This window comes from Mesorhizobium sp. WSM4935, assembly GCF_029625735.1.
In the GTDB taxonomy this organism is placed as follows: Bacteria; Pseudomonadota; Alphaproteobacteria; order Rhizobiales; family Rhizobiaceae; genus Mesorhizobium.
This window is the reverse complement of record NZ_JARTVR010000001.1, coordinates 142660-158103: the sequence shown is the minus strand read 5'-3', so window position 1 is coordinate 158103 and position 15444 is coordinate 142660. Positions and strand designations below refer to the sequence as shown.

Sequence of the window (15444 nt, the reverse complement as noted above, 5' to 3'; positions counted from 1 at the left end):
CCCTATTTCACGATCGCCGTGGTGAACTCGGCGATGCTTCTCGCCTTGACCGCGTCCCAGTCCCAGTCGATGCCGATGCCCGGCTCGCTGGGCGCCAGCGCATGACCATTCTCGATGCGCATTTTGTCACCCGTCAACTCGTCGAGCTGCGGAATATATTCGACATATTTGCCGTTCTGGATGGCGCAGACCAAGCTGACATGCAACTCCATCAGGAAATGCGGACAGACCGGCATGTCGAAGGCTTCCGCCGCATGGGCGACTTTCAGCCAGGGCGTGATGCCGCCGATGCGGCCGACATCGACCTGGACGATGTTGCAGCCGCCTTTCTGCATGTACTCGCGAAAATGCCTTATCGAATAGAGCGACTCGCCGACCGCGATCGGCGTCGCGGTCGAGTTCGACAGCCGCACATGGCCGTCGATGTCGTCGGCCGGCAGCGGTTCCTCGATCCAGGCGAGATCGAGATCGCGCAGCCGCTCGGCGCGTCGGATCGCTTCGTCGACGGAAAAACCCTGGTTGCAGTCGGTCATTATCTCATAGCCGTCGCCGACCGCCTTGCGCACCGCCGACAGCCGCGAAAAATCCTCCGATCCATGCGGTTTGCCGATCTTGACCTTCGAGCCGGTAAAGCCCTTGGCCTTCGCTTCCAGCGCGTCGTCGACAAGTGCGGCCGTCTCGATATGCAGCCAGCCGCCCTCTGTCGTGTAGAGCGGACAACGGTCCTTTGCGCCGCCGGCGAGCTTCCAGAGCGGCAGGTTCTGTTTCCTCGCCCGCAGATCCCAAAGGGCGGTGTCGATCGCGGCCAGCGCGATCGCCGTGATGGCGCCGATGGTGGTGGCGTGGGTAGCGAATTCGAGCTCGTGCCAAATCGCCTCGATCTGGTCGGGGTCGCGGCCGATCAGGCGCGGCGCGAGATGGTCGGCCAGAAGCCGCATCACCGAGGAACCGCCGGTGCCGATCGTGTAGCTGTAGCCGGTGCCCGATGCGCCGTCGGAATCGGTGACGGTGACGATCGGCGTCTCCTGGCTGACGAAGCTCTGGATGGCGTCCGTGCGCTTGACCTTCGGCACGAGGTCGACCATGCGCAGTTCGATCTTCTCGATTTTCGCCATGTCAGCTCCTCAGCGACTTGCCGGTTTCGGCGGAGAACAGATGCGCGCGACTCAGGTCGAAGCTCATGCCGATCCTGTCGCCGGCTTTCAGCGGCTTCGGATTGAGCATGCGCGACACCCAGTCGGTGCCGTTGAACTCGGCGAAGACCAGCGTTTCGTTGCCTAGGGGCTCGGTGATGCTGACCGGCAACTCGATGCGATGGACTTCTGTCTCGCCGCCGGAGCTTAGCCCGTGGCCCGTGGGATAGAAATCATCCGGGCGGATGCCGAATACGACCTTGTCGCCGGCCGCCGTCTTCGACTTGAACTGTCCTGGCAGAGGCAGGCTGTCGCCGCCGCCAAACATAAGCTTGCCGTCGCTCACCGTCGCCTCATGCAGATTCATCGGCGGCGAGCCGATGAAGCCGGCGACGAAGCGGGTAGCGGGACGGCTGAACACCTCGTCCGGCGTGCCGACCTGCTCGATATAACCTGAGCGCATGATGACGATGCGGTCGGCCAGCGTCATCGCCTCAACCTGGTCGTGGGTGACGTAGATGACCGTCGACTTCACCTTGGCGTGCAGCTTCTTGATCTCGGTGCGCATCTGCGTGCGCAGCTTGGCGTCAAGGTTGGAGAGCGGCTCGTCGAACAGGAAGACATCGGGGTCGCGCACGATGGCACGGCCCATGGCGACGCGCTGGCGCTGGCCGCCGGAAAGCTGCGAGGGACGGCGTTCCAGCAGTTCGTCGAGGCCGAGGATGGCGGAAGCCTCGGCGACGCGCCGGTCCATGTCGTCCTTGGCAGCACCCGCGATTTTCAGCGAGAAGCCCAGGTTCTCGCGCACCGTCATATGCGGGTAGAGCGCATAGGATTGGAACACCATGGAGATGTTGCGCGAGCGCGGCGGCAGGTCGTTGACCGTGCGGCCGCCGATCTCGATCGCGCCGCCGGTGATATCCTCGAGGCCGGCGATCATGCGCAACGTCGTCGACTTGCCGCAGCCCGACGGGCCGACCAAGGCGATGAATTCGCGGTCGGCGATCTCGAGATCGATGCCGTGCACGATCTCGATGTTGCCGTAGCGCTTGGTGAGCCTTTTCAGCGAAACCGTTGCCATGCAGTTCAACCTTTCACCGCGCCGGAGGTAAGACCGCCGACGAGGTGTTTCTGGACGATGTAGGTGAGGGTCAGCGCCGGAATGATCATCACCACGGCCAGCGCGCACATGCCGCGCCAGTCGATGGTGAACTCCGCCGTATAGTCGAGCAGTCCGACGGGCAGCGTCTTGGAACTGACGGAACGGGTAAGCTGCGACGCCAGCGCGAACTCGTTCCAGCAGGTGAGGAAGGCGAAGATCGCGGCCGAGGCGATGCCGGGACGCGCCAGCGGGAGTTCGACCTGCCAAAAGGCCTGCCAGCGCGTGCAGCCGTCGATCTGCGCGGCCTCGGCAAGGTCCTTCGGCACCTGGCGGAAGAAGCCGTCGATCAGCCAAATGGTGAAGGGCACGTTGAGCGCGACATAGGCCAGGATCATGCCGATATGGGTGTCGATAATGCCCAGCCGCACATAGAGGAAGAACAAGGGCAGCGACAGCGCGATGCCGGGCACGGTGCGCGTCAGCATCAGGCCGAGGAACATGCCTGACTTGCCGCGGAATCGGTAGCGCGCGAAGGCGTAGCCGCCGGCCATGCCGATTGCCACCGCGATCACCGTCGAGGTGATCGAGATGATCAGCGAGTTGCGGAAATAGTCGAGCACCGGGATGCCGCCTTTGCCGATGCCGCTGAACATCGCAACATAAGCGTCGAAGGAGAGCTGCTGCGGGATCCAGACCGGCGGCTTGGCCATGATCTCGACCGTGGGGCGCAGCGATGACAGCACGATCCAGATGCCTGGCAGGCAGATGACCAGCATGGCGAGGAAGAGGCCGACACGATGCGCGACTGTCAGCGCGCGGCGCGCGAGGCGGGCGGAGGCGTTCTCGTCCATTCTCACCACTCCGCGCCGATCTGCGCGCGCGCCGCGGCAAGCTTGTTGTAGAAATAGACGGTGAAAGCGATCGACAGCAGGATCGAGAAATAGGCCATGGCGTTGGCGAGGCCCATGCGGGCGTCGCTGTAAGCGGTGCGCCCGACCAGCGTCCACAACAGCTCGGTGCGGCCGGCAGGTCCGCCGTCGGTCATGATCTTGACGATGTCATAGGCGCGCGCCACGTCGAGCGAGCGGATCGTCATGGCGATATAGGCGAAGGGCATCACGAACGGCCAGGTGACATAGCGGAAGGTCTGCCAGGGCGTGCAGCCGTCGACGCGCGCCGCCTCGATCGGCTCCTTGGGCATGGCGAGCAGGCCGGCCAGGATCAGGATGGCGAAGATCGAGGTCGACGACCAGATCTCGGCGATCGCAATGGCGATGAAGGCGAGATGGCCTTCGATCAGCCACGGGATGGCGTCCTGCGTAACGCCCAGCGACTGCAGCGCGTTGTTCACCAGGCCGATATTGTCGTTGAACATGAATTTAAACTGGAAGCCGACGAGGATCGGCGAGAACATCATCGGGAACATCATCAGCGTGCGCAGGATGCGCTGGCCGCGCGTCGCTTTCTCGACCAGCATGGCCAGGCCGAGGCCGAGCAGCATTTCGAGGTTGAGCGCGATGGTGAGCAACAGAACGGTGCGGCCGAAAGCCCACCAGAAATCGGCATTGGACAGGATCGACAGATAATTCCTGAAGCCAACGAAGACGAAGAAGGACTCCGGCCGCGTCAGGCGGAAGGGCGTGAAGCTGGAATAAAGCGACAAGACCAACGGCAGCACCACGACCGCCGCCAGCACGATAATCGCCGGGAGCAGCAGCAGGAATGGCGCGGATGGCTTGAGGCCCTTCATCGGGATCCTGTGAGGTTCTGCATTCAATTCGGGCCGCCATGAGCAAGGCACCGGCCGAAACGGAAGGCCCGTAGCGGCAAGTCGCCTCCCCCATTCGCGACGGGGGAGGCGGCGTTGAGAGCTATCGTCAGAGCTTGCCGGCGTCCTGGAGGATCTGCGTCGCCTTGGCGGCGGCGTCATCGAGCGCCTGCTTGGACGTCTTGTCGCCGAGGATCGCCGCTTGCAGCTCGGGGTAGACGGCGTTCGAGATCTCGATCCACTCAGGCGTCTGCGGCACGGCGAAGGCGTGATTGGCTTCCTCCTGGAAGGCGGCCAGAACCTCCTTCTTGTAAGGATCGTTCTCGGCCTGCTTCAGGTCCCAGTCCCAGACCGCGGTGCGGGTCGGCAGCGGGCCGGCGGCGGCTTCCAGCTTCTGGCTGTCCTCGTTGGTCAGCCACCAGACGAGCGAGGCCGCCGCTTCCTTGTTCGGGCAGTTCTCGGTCACCGAGAAGCCGTGAAAGCCCGACCAGCCGGTGCGTTTGCCGGAGGAGCCCTTGGGCGCGACCTTCACGCCGACATTGCCGGCGACCTTCGAGGACTTCGGGTCGTTGAAGAACCCGGCCCAGCCCGGCCAGTCGAGGTTGATCGCCACGGTGCCGGAGGCAAAGCCCTGGCCGAGATCGTCCCACAGGTAGTTGGTGGTGCCGGCCGGCACGGCCTTGGCCTTGTAGAGGTTGACGAACCAGTCGAGCGCTCGGATGCCAGCCTCGGAGTTGAAGACGGGCTTGCCGTCCTTGTCGAGATATTCGCCGCCCTCGGCGACCACCATCTCGTAGAAGCGGCCGTTGATCGCCTCTTCCTTGCCGGCGAATTGGGTGCCGTAGAAGTTCGGCGGGTTGGCGAAGAACTCGGCCTGGTCGGTCACTTCCTTCCAGGTGTCCGGCGGCGCAAGGTCATAGCCGTATTTGGCCTTGAACTTGGTCTTGTTGTCGGCGTTCTCGTAGAGACTCTTCTGGTAGTAGAGCGCCGAGACGTCGAACTGCGCGCGCGGCAGCATCTCCAGCTTGCCGTCGATGGTCGCGGCCTTGATCGTCGAGGGCACGAACGCGTCTATCTCTTCCTTCGGCAAGAGCTTGCTGAGGTCGGTGTAAAGGCTCGTATATTGCGGCGCGAAGGACGAATGGTTCCAGCCGACGCACCAGTTGGTGCTGCCCGATGCGATGTCGGACTTCAGTTCCTTGTCGATGTCGAAGCCGTTCTTCTTGGTCAGGATGTTGACCTTGGCCCCGGTCGCCTTCTCCCATTCGGGGATGCGCTCGTAGAGCTTTTCATATTGCTGGCCGCCGATCAGCTTCACGTCGATCGTCACGTCCGGAAATTTGCCGGGCAGATCGGCCGAAAACGCGGTGCCGCTCAGCAGCAGGCCAGCCAGGCCGGCGGAAATGCGTAAAACCAGTCTCGTCATGTTCTCCTCCCATGGACTCGTAGCGACGGCCCGCCGAGCGCGCGACCGAGCGCTTAAGCTTCATTCATATGCAAATAGCATTTTCATTGCCGGGTCAAGGCGATTATGCTTCCAGCCGAGTGAAGTTCATGCATATATGCAGATCGAAATTCACTGGAGGGGCTCGTGGCCGAGGAAGAAGATGGGGACCGCTACCGCGCGCCGGCGCTGGACAAGGGGCTGGACATTCTCGAGCTGCTGTCCAGCGTAGACGGCGGACTGACGCAGGCGGAGATCGCCAAGCGGCTCGACCGCAGCCCGAATGAGTTCTACCGCATGCTCGACCGCCTGGTGCGGCGCGGCTATGTCACCAAGATCGACGGCGACCGCTATTCGCTGACGCTCAAGCTTTTCGGGCTGGCGCAATTGCATGCGCCGGTGCGGCGGCTGGTGTCTTACGCGACACCGATCATGCGGGAACTGGCCGAGACTTCATGGCAGGCCAATCAATTGGTGGTGTTCGATCGCGGCGCCGCCGTGGTCATCGCACAGCAGGAGGCGCCGCGCTACTGGGGCATCTCGATCCGCGTCGGCTCGCATATCAGCCTGTTCGATACCGGTTCCGGGCATGTGCTGCTTGCCTTCCGCTCGCCGGAGGAGCGCAAGATGATGATCGCCGAGCATCTGCAGAGCACTGAGCAACTCAATTTGACGCCGGAGTTCTTCGCCCGCCTCGACCAGGTGCGCGACCGCGGCTACGAGATGATGGCGTCGCTGCAGACCGCCGGCGTCTACAATCTTTCGACGCCGGTGCTGGGACCGGACGGCAGAGCCATCGCGGCGCTGACTATTCCCTACATCACCCTCGTCAATGCCCCCGCGGCGCCGGACATCACGCTGACGATTCGGCATCTGCAAGGAGCCGCGGCCAGGCTCTCGCAGCTTGCCGGATCGGACGTGCCGCAATCGTCATAATTTCTTATTTGAATAATGGATTTTTCGGCGGGATAGTGCCCGGAGACCACGGAGGACAGGCCACCATGATCATCGACACGCATCTGCATCTCATCGACCAGAGCGCGCTTCGTTATCCGTGGCTGGCCGGTGTGCCGGCGCTGAACCGCGATTTCTCCTATGAGGAATATGCCGCCGATGCGCGGCGCTCAGGTATCGAAGGCGTCCTACATATGGAGGTTGATGTCGACCCGGCCGACATCGCCGCCGAGACCGCTTATGTGAAGTCGATCGCCCGCCGGGCCGGGAGCCTGCTTCGCGGAGCGATCGCCGCCTGCCGGCCGGAGGAGGCTGGTTTCGAGGCCTATCTGGAAACGGTCAAGGCCGACCCGTTCGTCAAGGGTTTCCGCCGCGTGCTGCATGTCGTGCCAGACGACTTGTCTGAAGGGGCGCTGTTTCGCCAGAACCTCAAGCGGCTGGCCGGCACCGGCCTGACCTTCGATCTGGTGGTGCTGCCGCATCAGATCCCGAAGGCGATGGCGCTTGCCGATCTCGCGCCCGACGTCCAGTTCGTCCTCGATCATTGCGGCGTGCCCGACATCAAGGGCAATGCCGAGCATCCCTGGCGCGAGCATATGGAAGCGATCGCCAAGCGGCCCAACGTCGTCGGCAAGATCTCCGGCGTCGTCGCCTATGCCGACCCGGCAACCTGGACGGTCGAGACGCTCCGGCCCTATGTCGAGCACACGATCAGCAGCTTCGGATGGGACCGGGTGATCTGGGGCAGCGACTGGCCGGTCTGCACGCTGGGCGGCGGGCTGACGACCTGGATTGCCGCCACGCACGCGCTGCTGGCTGGAACAAGCGAGTCGGAGCGGAGCCGGCTCATCTCGGGCAATGCGCGCAGGCTATGGCGGCTTGGATAGGCTAGAGCGGTTCATCGTTTCACGAAAACGGCGAACCGCTCTATTTCCGTTCGTTTGCATGAAATCAGCGCAGACGCCGGAGATTGGTCGAAGCCGCCCCAACCTCGTCATTCTATGGCGGAGCAAGGAGCGAAGCGACGCGCGCAGACCATGGAATCCATGCCGTGACTTGGAAGCGCCGCCACGGTGCGGAATTATGCGCCGTTGCACGCCTTGGCGAAGGTAATGGCATGGATTCTAGGGTCTTCGCGACGGAGCTTCGCTCCTGCTCCGCCCTAGAATGACGATCGCGATGAGCGTTTCGGCCAGTCCCTAACGCATGCCGCCTGCCAACGCAAACAGGGCCGACCGGCCAAAATCCCTATGCAGTGCCACTAGCCGCTGTCAGCGAGCATTTGTGCCGGGACACCGAGTTCCGGTCCCGCGTCGGCGAGCCGCTGATCAAGCGTATATATCGTGGCGCCGTGCTCCGATGCGATGGCGAGATGCAGCGCATCCCCCGCACGAAGCCCGAGATCGTGCCGATCGGCAAATTTCGCTGCCGCCCGGAACTGCCCACCCGTCACGCCCAGGACAGTAAAGCTCTCGGCGACCAGCCTATTGAACATGGCGAGCACCGAGGCACGCTGTTCAAGGCTGATTTGTCCGGTGCGTAGCTTGATCGCCATGGCGGACGACATCTCGGTGACTGTCCAGTCGCTAATGAGAAACTGCACCGGGTCCTGTTCCGCCAGCCAAGCCTGCACACGCGGCGTCATCGCTTCATTGGTCAGCGCCGCGGCGATCAGCGACGTGTCGAGATAGAGCATCAGTAGCGATCGCTATCCCGCATGGACCGCACGAGATCGGCCGCGCTCTCGGACTGGGCCGGCATCACCGCCGTCAGCGATCGAAGCAGCGCGACATCGATCGGCTTGCGTGGCTTGGCCACGGCAGTGAGCCGCGCGACCGGCTTGCCGCGGCGAGTGATGTCGATCGAATCGCCAGCCTCGACCCGATCGACCAGTTCGCTGAGGTGGGCCTTGGCATCGGCCAAATTGATCTCATTCATGTCATGCTTCCTGACCATGTAGATGGTCATATAGCGCATCAGGCTTGATAATTCCAGAACGATGCCTCGCCGCGTAACTCAAGGTGTCGTCCTCGGGGGCCGCGCGAGTGCGACATTTACCGGGGCGAGGATTAAACAGCTAGCAGCTCGATCCTAGATCGTCGCCCGAACGTGGCGCTCGCGGCCGTAGAGCGAGACCAGCAACAGGATCACCAGGCCGAGCGCGGCCTGCACGGTCGACGGCCGGAAGCCGAGGCCGATCAGCAGCGTGTTGATTTCGGTCAGCACCAGGACCCCAGCGATGGTGCCGAGATAGCTGCCGCGGCCGCCGACAAGCGCTGCGCCGCCGACCACGACGGCAGCGATCGTCTGGAAGAGATAGGGCTGGCCGACATCGCCATAGGCCGAGCCGGTGAAGCCGAGCAACAGCACGCCGGCGACAGCCGCGAACAAGGCGCTCGCCGCATAGGTGACGATCCACACGCGCAGCGGATCGATCAGCGCAAGGGGCGCTGCCTCCGGATTGCTGCCGACCGCATAGAGGCGGCGCCCATAAGGCGTGCGGGCGAGCACCAGCACGATCAGCGCCGTCAGCACCACGAGGCATGGCACCAGCAAGGGCACGGGCAACGGGCCGACCGAGCCGCCAATCGAGACGAAGCTGGACACGGCTTCCGGCGCCGATCCTGATGGAAAACCGCCGGTCCACAACAGCACGGCGCCCTGGACGACCATGCCGATGCCGAGCGTGACGATCAGCGGATGGATGTTGAGCCCGCGTGAGATCAGCCCGTTGAGCGCGCCGATAGCGATGGCAAGAACACCGACGAGAACGCAGACCAGGGCGAAGTTCCAGCCCTGGCCGTAAAGCTGCGCCGCCACGACATTGGCGAAGCCGATGATGAAGGGAATGGAGAGATCGATGCCGCCGAGGATGACGACCAGCGTCTGGCCGATCGAAGCCACCGCCAGCAGCGAGGCGATGACCAGCAGCGCGCGGATGGCGAAGGGCGCCGAATAGCCGGGAATAAGCAGCGTGCCGACGATCTGCAACAGCAGCGCCATCAGGAAGGCGCCGGCGATGCGGGCGTTGGTGGACTGGAACCAGTTGCTTGTCATCCGGTCAGCCTTTCCGCTTCGACAGCCGTTCCTGCACCGCCGTCAGCACCACGGCGATAACGAGGATCAGGCCATAGGCGATCTGCAGCACATAGGTCGAGACGTTGAAGGTGGTGAGCAGGCTCTGCAGCAGGAAGATATCGACCGCACCGATCGCGGCGCCGCCGAGCCCGCCGCGCCCGCCGGCGAGGCTGACGCCGCCAAGCGCCACGGCGGCAATCGCAATCAGCGTGTAGGTCGGGCCGATATTGGGGTCGGCCGAGCCGATCAGCGAGGTGAGCATCAGCCCCGCGGCGGCGGCGAAGATCCCGGTCAGGACGTAGGCGACGAGCCGCACCTTGGTCACCGGCACGCCGGCCGTGTAGGCGGCGCGGTCGTCGCTGCCGACAGCCATCAGCAGGTCGTGATAGGGCGTTTGGCGAACGAGCAGCCAGCAAAGGCCGATCAGCGCCAGCGGCACGATCGAGAGCGGCCCCGCCATGGCCTTCAGCCAGTCCGGCGCCGGGCCGATCGGGGCCGGCAGGATGGTGAGCGTGATGCCGGTGAGGATCAGATAGGTGCCGAGCGTCGCCACGATCGGCTGGATGCGGACGATCGTGGCGAGAACGCCGTTCGCGGCGCCGACCCCCGCCCCGACCAGCAGCGCGGCCGGAACGATGATCCACGGCGACGAAATGCCGAGATTGAGGAACAGCACCTGGATGACCAGGGCGTTGACGAAGCCCATCAGCGGACCGACGGAGATATCAATGCCGCCGCGACCCGCCAGGATGACCGGCGCCGAGGCGACGGCTGCGCCGATCAGGGGTGCGGCCAGCCCGAGCAGCGTGCCCCAGGACGACGGCTGAAAGCGCGCCGGATTGAGCGCGACGTTGAGCACGAGCAGGACGGCGAGCATCACCACGGCAAAGCCGGCGCCACGGAGTTTGCGAAGGGCCGGGCTCATGCGGCGCGCCCGAACATGGCGGCGATCACCGCATCGGTGGTCATTTCCCGACCCGAGAACTCGGCCGACACGCGCTGCTCGCGGAACACCAGCACACGCTGGCAGAGAAGCAATATCTCCTCGATCTCGCTGGACAGGATCACCAGTGCCACGCCCTCGGCGGCAAGACCGCGGAAGACGTCGTAGAGCACGTGCCGGGTCGCCACGTCGACTCCGCGCGTCGGATCGTTGAGCAGGAGGAAGTTCGGCTCCAGCGCGAGGGCCCGTGCGAGCAGCACCTTCTGCTGGTTGCCACCGGACAGCGTGGTGATGGCCGCGTCGGGACGTGGCGCGACGATGCTGAGCCTTTGTCTGTAAGCCTCGTAGCGCCGGCGCCGTGCTGCGAAGGAGAGAAGACCGAAGCGGCGGTCGTTCGACACCGTGGAAATCGCAAAATTGTCGAGCACCGACTGGGTCGGGAAAATGCCGGTCGAACGGCGATCGCGCGGCAGATAGGCGATGCCGGCTGCGACGGCCTTGCGGAAGCTGGTGATCGATCCTGCCTTGCCGTCGACGGCGATCTCGCCCGCGACCGGCCGCTCGATCCCGGCCAGCGCGCGCAGAAAGCGTTCCTGGCCGTGGCCGTCGAGGCCGGCAAGACCGACGATCTCGCCCGGCGCGATGGTCTGGCTGATCGGATCGACAGCGGGCGCGATGACAAGCTCACGGACCCGAAGAGAATTTGCCTCAGCCATGCGCCAGCTCCGCGGCCGTTTGCGGCGCCATCGCCGCCAGAAGCTCGGCCGGGGTCGAGGCGCCGCGCTCCTCGGTCTTCACCACGCGGCCGCCACGCAGGATCGATATGCGGTCGGACAATGCCATCACCTCGTCCATGCGGTGCGTGATGAACAGGATCAGCGTGCCGGCGCCGGCCATGGCGCGCATCAGCGCGAAGACCGACTCGCGGTCGGCGAAGTCGAGCGCGGCCGTCACCTCGTCGAGGATCAGGACACGCGGGTTGCGGATGACGGCGCGGGCGAGCACAACCAGCTGGCGCGCGGCAAGCGGCAGCTCGCCGCATGGCCGGTCAAGATCGATCGGCGTCACCGCGAATCGGCCGAGTGCCGCCTGCGCCCGGGCGCGGCGCTCGCCGCGCGGCACGCCTCGTCGCCACAGGCCGTCGAGGCCAAGCAGGATGTTGTCGGTCACCGAACGGTCGGGCGCGACCAGCACCTCCTGGAAAACGGTGGCGAAGCCGGCAGCCTGGAAGGCGGCGGGCTGCGTGCCGGAAAACGCCTTGCCGTCGAGCAGGATCGCGCCGCCATCCGGCTGGACGATGCCGGACAACAGCTTCACCAGCGTGCTCTTGCCTGAGCCGTTCTCGCCCAGGATCGTATGGATCGTGCCGGCACGGAAGGCGATCGACGCCTCGGCCAGCGCGACGGTTTCGCCGTAGCGTTTGGAAACGCCTTGGACTTCGAGCATTTTTCTTCCCGGAACGGAGAAGCCGGCTCTTCACTGAGAACCGGCTTCGCAAAACATCACTTGGCGCAGGCGTCCGGCACCTTGGAATAATCCCAGCCCTTGGTCGGCGCGGGATTGCTGAAATAAGCGTCGAGCACGTCCTCGGGCATCGGGTCGGTCGGCGGCACCGGGAACACCGAAACGGCGTCCGGCGTCATGCAGTCCTTGTACCATTTGTCGAGTTCGGCGGCATGCACCGGCGGGATCGGGATCAGCAGCGTGTTGAGCTTCGGCTTCTGGCCGTCGAGCATGCGCTCGCCGACGCGAAACAGCGTCTGCGCCGTCCAGCCAGGCAGCACGGCGTGGCCCTCGAAACGGTATTTGTCGGGATTGGCTTTCCAGTAGCCGAGCGCATCGCCGGTGATCGAGCCGGTGATCAGCGGCGCCGGGCGGCCGGCTTCGGCGAAGGCCTCGGCGACGACGCGGCTTTCGCTGCCGGTCGTCCACACCGCGTCGATCGGCGCCGGATTGGTGGCGATCGCCTGCAGCACGACCGTCTTGGTGACGTTGGCCGTCCAGTTGCCGTTGACGGTGCGCGCGACCTTCAGGCCCTTGTTCTCGGCCAGCGCCTTGTCGGCGCCCTGCTTCTCCTGGACCACGATCGGATGTCCGGCGATGCCTTCGACGACCAGCACGCTGGCGTCGGGTTTGGCTTTGCCGATCGCCGTCATCATGTCATAGCCCCAGCGGGAATAGTTGGAATCGACATTGATGGCGTTGGGGCTGGTGACGGAGCCGGCCGCGGTGACGAAGGGAATGCCCGCCTTGGCAGCGGCATCCACGGCGTCGTCAAGCGCCGTCGCCGATCCCGGGATCGAGGTGATGATCGAGCACTTCTTGTCTATGAAGGCGCGGATCTGATTGATCTGCTGGCTCGGGTCGTTGTTCGAATCCGACACTTCGAAGCTCGACACCGTGCCATCGGCGATGAGGCCGTCGACCAGCCGTTTCAGCTCCTTGGTGACCGACACGCGCCACGGATTGCCCTGGTAGCTCTCCGAGTGGCACCACTTCCAGGGCTTGGGCGGCGGCGTGAAATTGTCCCAGGCCGAGGGCAGCACCTTCTGCGGCGCGCCGTCATATTGCGCCTTGAGATCGGCTGGCAGGCCGTCAATCACCGACTTCACATCGGCGGCATGAGCGGCGAAGGGCATCGAGGCTATGGCGGTTGCGGCGAGCAGGCCGCGTATCAGGCTGGTCATTTTTTCCTCCCTTGGTGCAATGGAACTAGCCGGCGGTGGCCGACGCGAAACTCTCCCGGAACAGGCGATTGATGTCGGCGACGACGCGGCGGGCGTCCTGCCTGCCGGCAAGGCCCTCGTTGATGCGATCGGAGGCCTGCTGCTGGAACGCCATGTAGCCGTCATGGCGCGGGCGGACCCAGGCGCCTTCCAGCGTTGCCCGCGTGGCGCGATAGAAGTCGCCGGTCGCGGCGTTGACGGCGTCATCCTCCCAGGCCGCGGCGTGGCCGGGCTGGCCACCGGCAGCGGCATAAGGGCCGCGCTGCACGTCACCGCTGGCGATCCAGTAGGCGAAGTCGATCGCCGCCTCGCGCGCGGCGGAAAAGGCCGAGACGGCAATGCCGGTTCCGCCAAGCGCCGAGCCGACCGGGCCATTGCCGCCGGCGACCGGCATGTCGGCAAAAGCAAGGCGGTGCGGCCGGAAGCCCGACACCGCATAGGGAACATAGCCATAGATCAGCGGCGCGCAGGCGATGCGCGAGCCGGGCTCGGCCATCTTCTCGAAGATGGCTATCGGATCCATCGTCAGGCATGCCGGATCGACGAGTGCCGCGATCTCATGCAGCATCTCGAAGGCGGTTTCGCCGGTCTCACCATCGACAAGGTCGGCCGAACCGTCGACGACGCATGGCCGGCCGAGATCGGCGGCCAAAGTGTAGAAGCACATCAGCGAATGCGGCGGCCGGAGCGGCAGGAGCACGCGGCCCTGCTCGGCAAGCGCCAGCACTTCGGTCCAGATCGCCGGCGCAGCTTCGATCAGATCCGGCCGCCAAGCCTGCACCTGGGTCGCGGCGTCGATCGGGAAACCCCATTGCCGGCCCTGCCATGTGTAGCTCGGATAGGATTTGCCGACGCTTCCCTTGGCCAGCGCCTCTCGTTCCGCCTCGCGTCCCGGCACATCGAGCGGCGCCAGGCATCTCTCGGCGGTGATCTGGCCGACATGCGGGTGGTCGATGACGATCAAATCATAGGCGCGGGCAAGCTCTTCCACCGGGAAGGACTCGAAGTCCTGCAGCGAGCGCTTTTCCCATTCGATCGAAACGCCGGTCCTTTCCTTCCAAATCGCCGAGCACGCCACCATCGGGTCGTAGCCGCGCGGATGGCTCCAGGTCATGCCTTTCAACGAAACACCGCTCACAGGCCGAACTCCGCGCGAATCTTGTCGCTGTGCTCGCCGATGCGCGGGGCGGCGCGATCCACCTTGGCGCGCGCGCCGTCGACGCGCAGCGGCGAACGCGTGGTGAGGATCGAGAGATTGTCCTCACGCGTCACGGTCTGCAGCATGTCGAGCGTCTTGAAGCCGTCGCTCTCCATCAGCTCCGGCCAGTTCAGCACCTTGGCGCACCAGACGTCGGCGGGCTCGAGGATGGCCAGCCACTCGTCGATGGTCTTTTCCGCGATGCGCCTGGCGATGATCGCCTTGATCTCGTCTCGGGCGGTGAACCAGGTCGCCGGCTTGTCGCGGAACGGGTCGAGCTCAGGCAATTCGAGCAGATCGGCAATCTTCGGGATCGGCGTCATAGCGATCGCCAGATAGCCGTCCTTCGCCGGATAGACGCCGTAAGGCGCCGAGAGATAGGCATGCGCGCTGCGGAAGGACGAGCGCTTCGGCAGGCGGCGACCGTCATTGAGATGCGTGGTCAGCACCTCGAACTGGAAATCGATCAGCGCTTCCAGCAGGCTGGTTTCGACGTGGCCGCCCTCGCCCGTGATGCCGCGCCGCACCAGCTTGGCGAGGATGCCTTGGGCGCAGGCGGCGCCCGCCAGCATGTCGGCGATCGCCAGCCCGAATGGCACCGGCCCCTGCTCCTCGTCGCCGTTCAACCACATGACGCCGGAACGAGCCTGGGCGAGCAGGTCCTGCCCCGGACGCTTCACCCAGGGACCGTCCTCGCCATAGCCACTGATCGACGCATAGACCAGGCGGGGGTTGATCGTGCTGACATGCTCACAATCGAGGCCGAGCCGCTCGATGACGCCCGGCCTGAAGTTCTGGATGAGTACGTCGGCCTTGGCGATCAGCCCGCGCAGCATGGCGAGGTCGGCCTCGTTCTTGAGGTCGACGGCGAGGCTCTCCTTGCCGCGGTTGATGGCGTGGAAAATGGTGGAGTCGCCGCCGATCTCGGTGTCGCTGAGATAGAGCCGGCGCGACAGGTCGCCGCCGTCGGGCCGCTCGATCTTGATGACGCGCGCGCCGAGGTCGAGCAGACGCAGCGAGCAGTAGGGTCCCGACAGGAACTGGCTCATGTCGATGACGACGAGGCCGGTCAGCGGCAGATCGTTTTCAGCAGCCACG

Annotated in this window: 16 protein-coding genes; 2 read left to right on the top strand and 14 right to left on the bottom strand. The window is 64.8% G+C overall.

What is annotated here, in order from left to right; translation table 11 throughout:
• Window positions 1-2: 2 nt before the first annotated feature.
• The 5 genes from P9273_RS00715 to P9273_RS00695 form a co-directional block, all read right to left on the bottom strand.
• Window positions 3-1115: a mandelate racemase/muconate lactonizing enzyme family protein gene (locus P9273_RS00715; RefSeq protein ID WP_278047190.1), complete on the bottom strand. Its 1113-nt coding sequence runs from the start codon at window positions 1113-1115 to the stop codon at window positions 3-5.
• A gap of 1 nt (window position 1116) precedes the next feature.
• A complete protein-coding gene (locus tag P9273_RS00710; protein ID WP_278047189.1) occupies window positions 1117-2214 on the bottom strand; it encodes an ABC transporter ATP-binding protein in 1098 nt (365 codons plus the stop codon).
• Between the two features lie 5 nt (window positions 2215-2219).
• Complete coding sequence (locus tag P9273_RS00705; protein WP_278047188.1) at window positions 2220-3086, bottom strand: carbohydrate ABC transporter permease; 867 nt, start codon at window positions 3084-3086, stop codon at window positions 2220-2222.
• Between the two features lie 2 nt (window positions 3087-3088).
• Window positions 3089-3985: a carbohydrate ABC transporter permease gene (locus tag P9273_RS00700; protein WP_278047187.1), complete on the bottom strand. Its 897-nt coding sequence runs from the start codon at window positions 3983-3985 to the stop codon at window positions 3089-3091.
• A 127-nt stretch (window positions 3986-4112) separates the two neighbouring features.
• Entirely contained in the window at window positions 4113-5429 is a 1317-nt protein-coding gene (locus P9273_RS00695) for an ABC transporter substrate-binding protein (protein ID WP_278047186.1), read from the bottom strand.
• Window positions 5430-5594: 165 nt separating this feature from the next.
• On the opposite strand from P9273_RS00695, the gene P9273_RS00690 reads away from it, so the two are divergent.
• Complete coding sequence (locus P9273_RS00690) at window positions 5595-6383, top strand: IclR family transcriptional regulator (protein ID WP_278047185.1); 789 nt, start codon at window positions 5595-5597, stop codon at window positions 6381-6383.
• Between the two features lie 65 nt (window positions 6384-6448).
• Entirely contained in the window at window positions 6449-7288 is an 840-nt protein-coding gene (locus P9273_RS00685; RefSeq protein WP_278047184.1) for an amidohydrolase family protein, read from the top strand.
• A gap of 374 nt (window positions 7289-7662) precedes the next feature.
• On the opposite strand, the gene P9273_RS00680 is transcribed toward P9273_RS00685, so the two are convergent.
• From P9273_RS00680 to P9273_RS00640, 9 genes are all read right to left on the bottom strand, one after another.
• Window positions 7663-8097, bottom strand: a complete 435-nt coding sequence (locus P9273_RS00680) for a type II toxin-antitoxin system VapC family toxin (RefSeq protein WP_278047183.1) — start codon at window positions 8095-8097, stop codon at window positions 7663-7665.
• Window positions 8097-8339, bottom strand: coding sequence for a type II toxin-antitoxin system Phd/YefM family antitoxin (locus tag P9273_RS00675; protein ID WP_278047182.1), 243 nt, complete (start codon window positions 8337-8339; stop codon window positions 8097-8099). The genes P9273_RS00680 and P9273_RS00675 overlap by 1 nt, the downstream gene beginning before the upstream one ends.
• A 153-nt stretch (window positions 8340-8492) precedes the next feature.
• Window positions 8493-9458, bottom strand: a complete 966-nt coding sequence (locus tag P9273_RS00670; protein ID WP_278047181.1) for an ABC transporter permease — start codon at window positions 9456-9458, stop codon at window positions 8493-8495.
• A 4-nt stretch (window positions 9459-9462) separates the two neighbouring features.
• Window positions 9463-10404: an ABC transporter permease gene (locus P9273_RS00665; RefSeq protein ID WP_278047180.1), complete on the bottom strand. Its 942-nt coding sequence runs from the start codon at window positions 10402-10404 to the stop codon at window positions 9463-9465.
• A complete protein-coding gene (locus P9273_RS00660; protein WP_278047179.1) occupies window positions 10401-11138 on the bottom strand; it encodes an ATP-binding cassette domain-containing protein in 738 nt (245 codons plus the stop codon). Before P9273_RS00660 ends, P9273_RS00665 begins: the two co-directional genes overlap by 4 nt.
• A complete protein-coding gene (locus P9273_RS00655; protein ID WP_278047178.1) occupies window positions 11131-11868 on the bottom strand; it encodes an ATP-binding cassette domain-containing protein in 738 nt (245 codons plus the stop codon). Before P9273_RS00655 ends, P9273_RS00660 begins: the two co-directional genes overlap by 8 nt.
• 56 nt (window positions 11869-11924) lie before the next feature.
• Complete coding sequence (locus P9273_RS00650) at window positions 11925-13109, bottom strand: substrate-binding domain-containing protein (RefSeq protein WP_278047177.1); 1185 nt, start codon at window positions 13107-13109, stop codon at window positions 11925-11927.
• A gap of 25 nt (window positions 13110-13134) precedes the next feature.
• A complete protein-coding gene (locus tag P9273_RS00645; RefSeq protein WP_278047770.1) occupies window positions 13135-14262 on the bottom strand; it encodes an extracellular solute-binding protein in 1128 nt (375 codons plus the stop codon).
• A gap of 20 nt (window positions 14263-14282) precedes the next feature.
• Window positions 14283-15443: a CaiB/BaiF CoA transferase family protein gene (locus tag P9273_RS00640; protein WP_278047176.1), complete on the bottom strand. Its 1161-nt coding sequence runs from the start codon at window positions 15441-15443 to the stop codon at window positions 14283-14285.
• Window position 15444: the final 1 nt, after the last annotated feature.

Coding starts and splice junctions, on each gene's coding strand:
- P9273_RS00670 (WP_278047181.1), bottom strand. CDS start 9,458: ATGACAAGCAACTGGTTCCAGTCCACCAACGCCCGCATCGCCGGCGCC.
- P9273_RS00695 (WP_278047186.1), bottom strand. CDS start 5,429: ATGACGAGACTGGTTTTACGCATTTCCGCCGGCCTGGCTGGCCTGCTG.
- P9273_RS00655 (WP_278047178.1), bottom strand. CDS start 11,868: ATGCTCGAAGTCCAAGGCGTTTCCAAACGCTACGGCGAAACCGTCGCG.
- P9273_RS00705 (WP_278047188.1), bottom strand. CDS start 3,086: ATGGACGAGAACGCCTCCGCCCGCCTCGCGCGCCGCGCGCTGACAGTC.
- P9273_RS00645 (WP_278047770.1), bottom strand. CDS start 14,262: ATGACCTGGAGCCATCCGCGCGGCTACGACCCGATGGTGGCGTGCTCG.
- P9273_RS00715 (WP_278047190.1), bottom strand. CDS start 1,115: ATGGCGAAAATCGAGAAGATCGAACTGCGCATGGTCGACCTCGTGCCG.
- P9273_RS00650 (WP_278047177.1), bottom strand. CDS start 13,109: ATGACCAGCCTGATACGCGGCCTGCTCGCCGCAACCGCCATAGCCTCG.
- P9273_RS00675 (WP_278047182.1), bottom strand. CDS start 8,339: ATGAATGAGATCAATTTGGCCGATGCCAAGGCCCACCTCAGCGAACTG.
- P9273_RS00700 (WP_278047187.1), bottom strand. CDS start 3,985: ATGAAGGGCCTCAAGCCATCCGCGCCATTCCTGCTGCTGCTCCCGGCG.
- P9273_RS00685 (WP_278047184.1), top strand. CDS start 6,449: ATGATCATCGACACGCATCTGCATCTCATCGACCAGAGCGCGCTTCGT.
- P9273_RS00680 (WP_278047183.1), bottom strand. CDS start 8,097: ATGCTCTATCTCGACACGTCGCTGATCGCCGCGGCGCTGACCAATGAA.
- P9273_RS00710 (WP_278047189.1), bottom strand. CDS start 2,214: ATGGCAACGGTTTCGCTGAAAAGGCTCACCAAGCGCTACGGCAACATC.
- P9273_RS00660 (WP_278047179.1), bottom strand. CDS start 11,138: ATGGCTGAGGCAAATTCTCTTCGGGTCCGTGAGCTTGTCATCGCGCCC.
- P9273_RS00665 (WP_278047180.1), bottom strand. CDS start 10,404: ATGAGCCCGGCCCTTCGCAAACTCCGTGGCGCCGGCTTTGCCGTGGTG.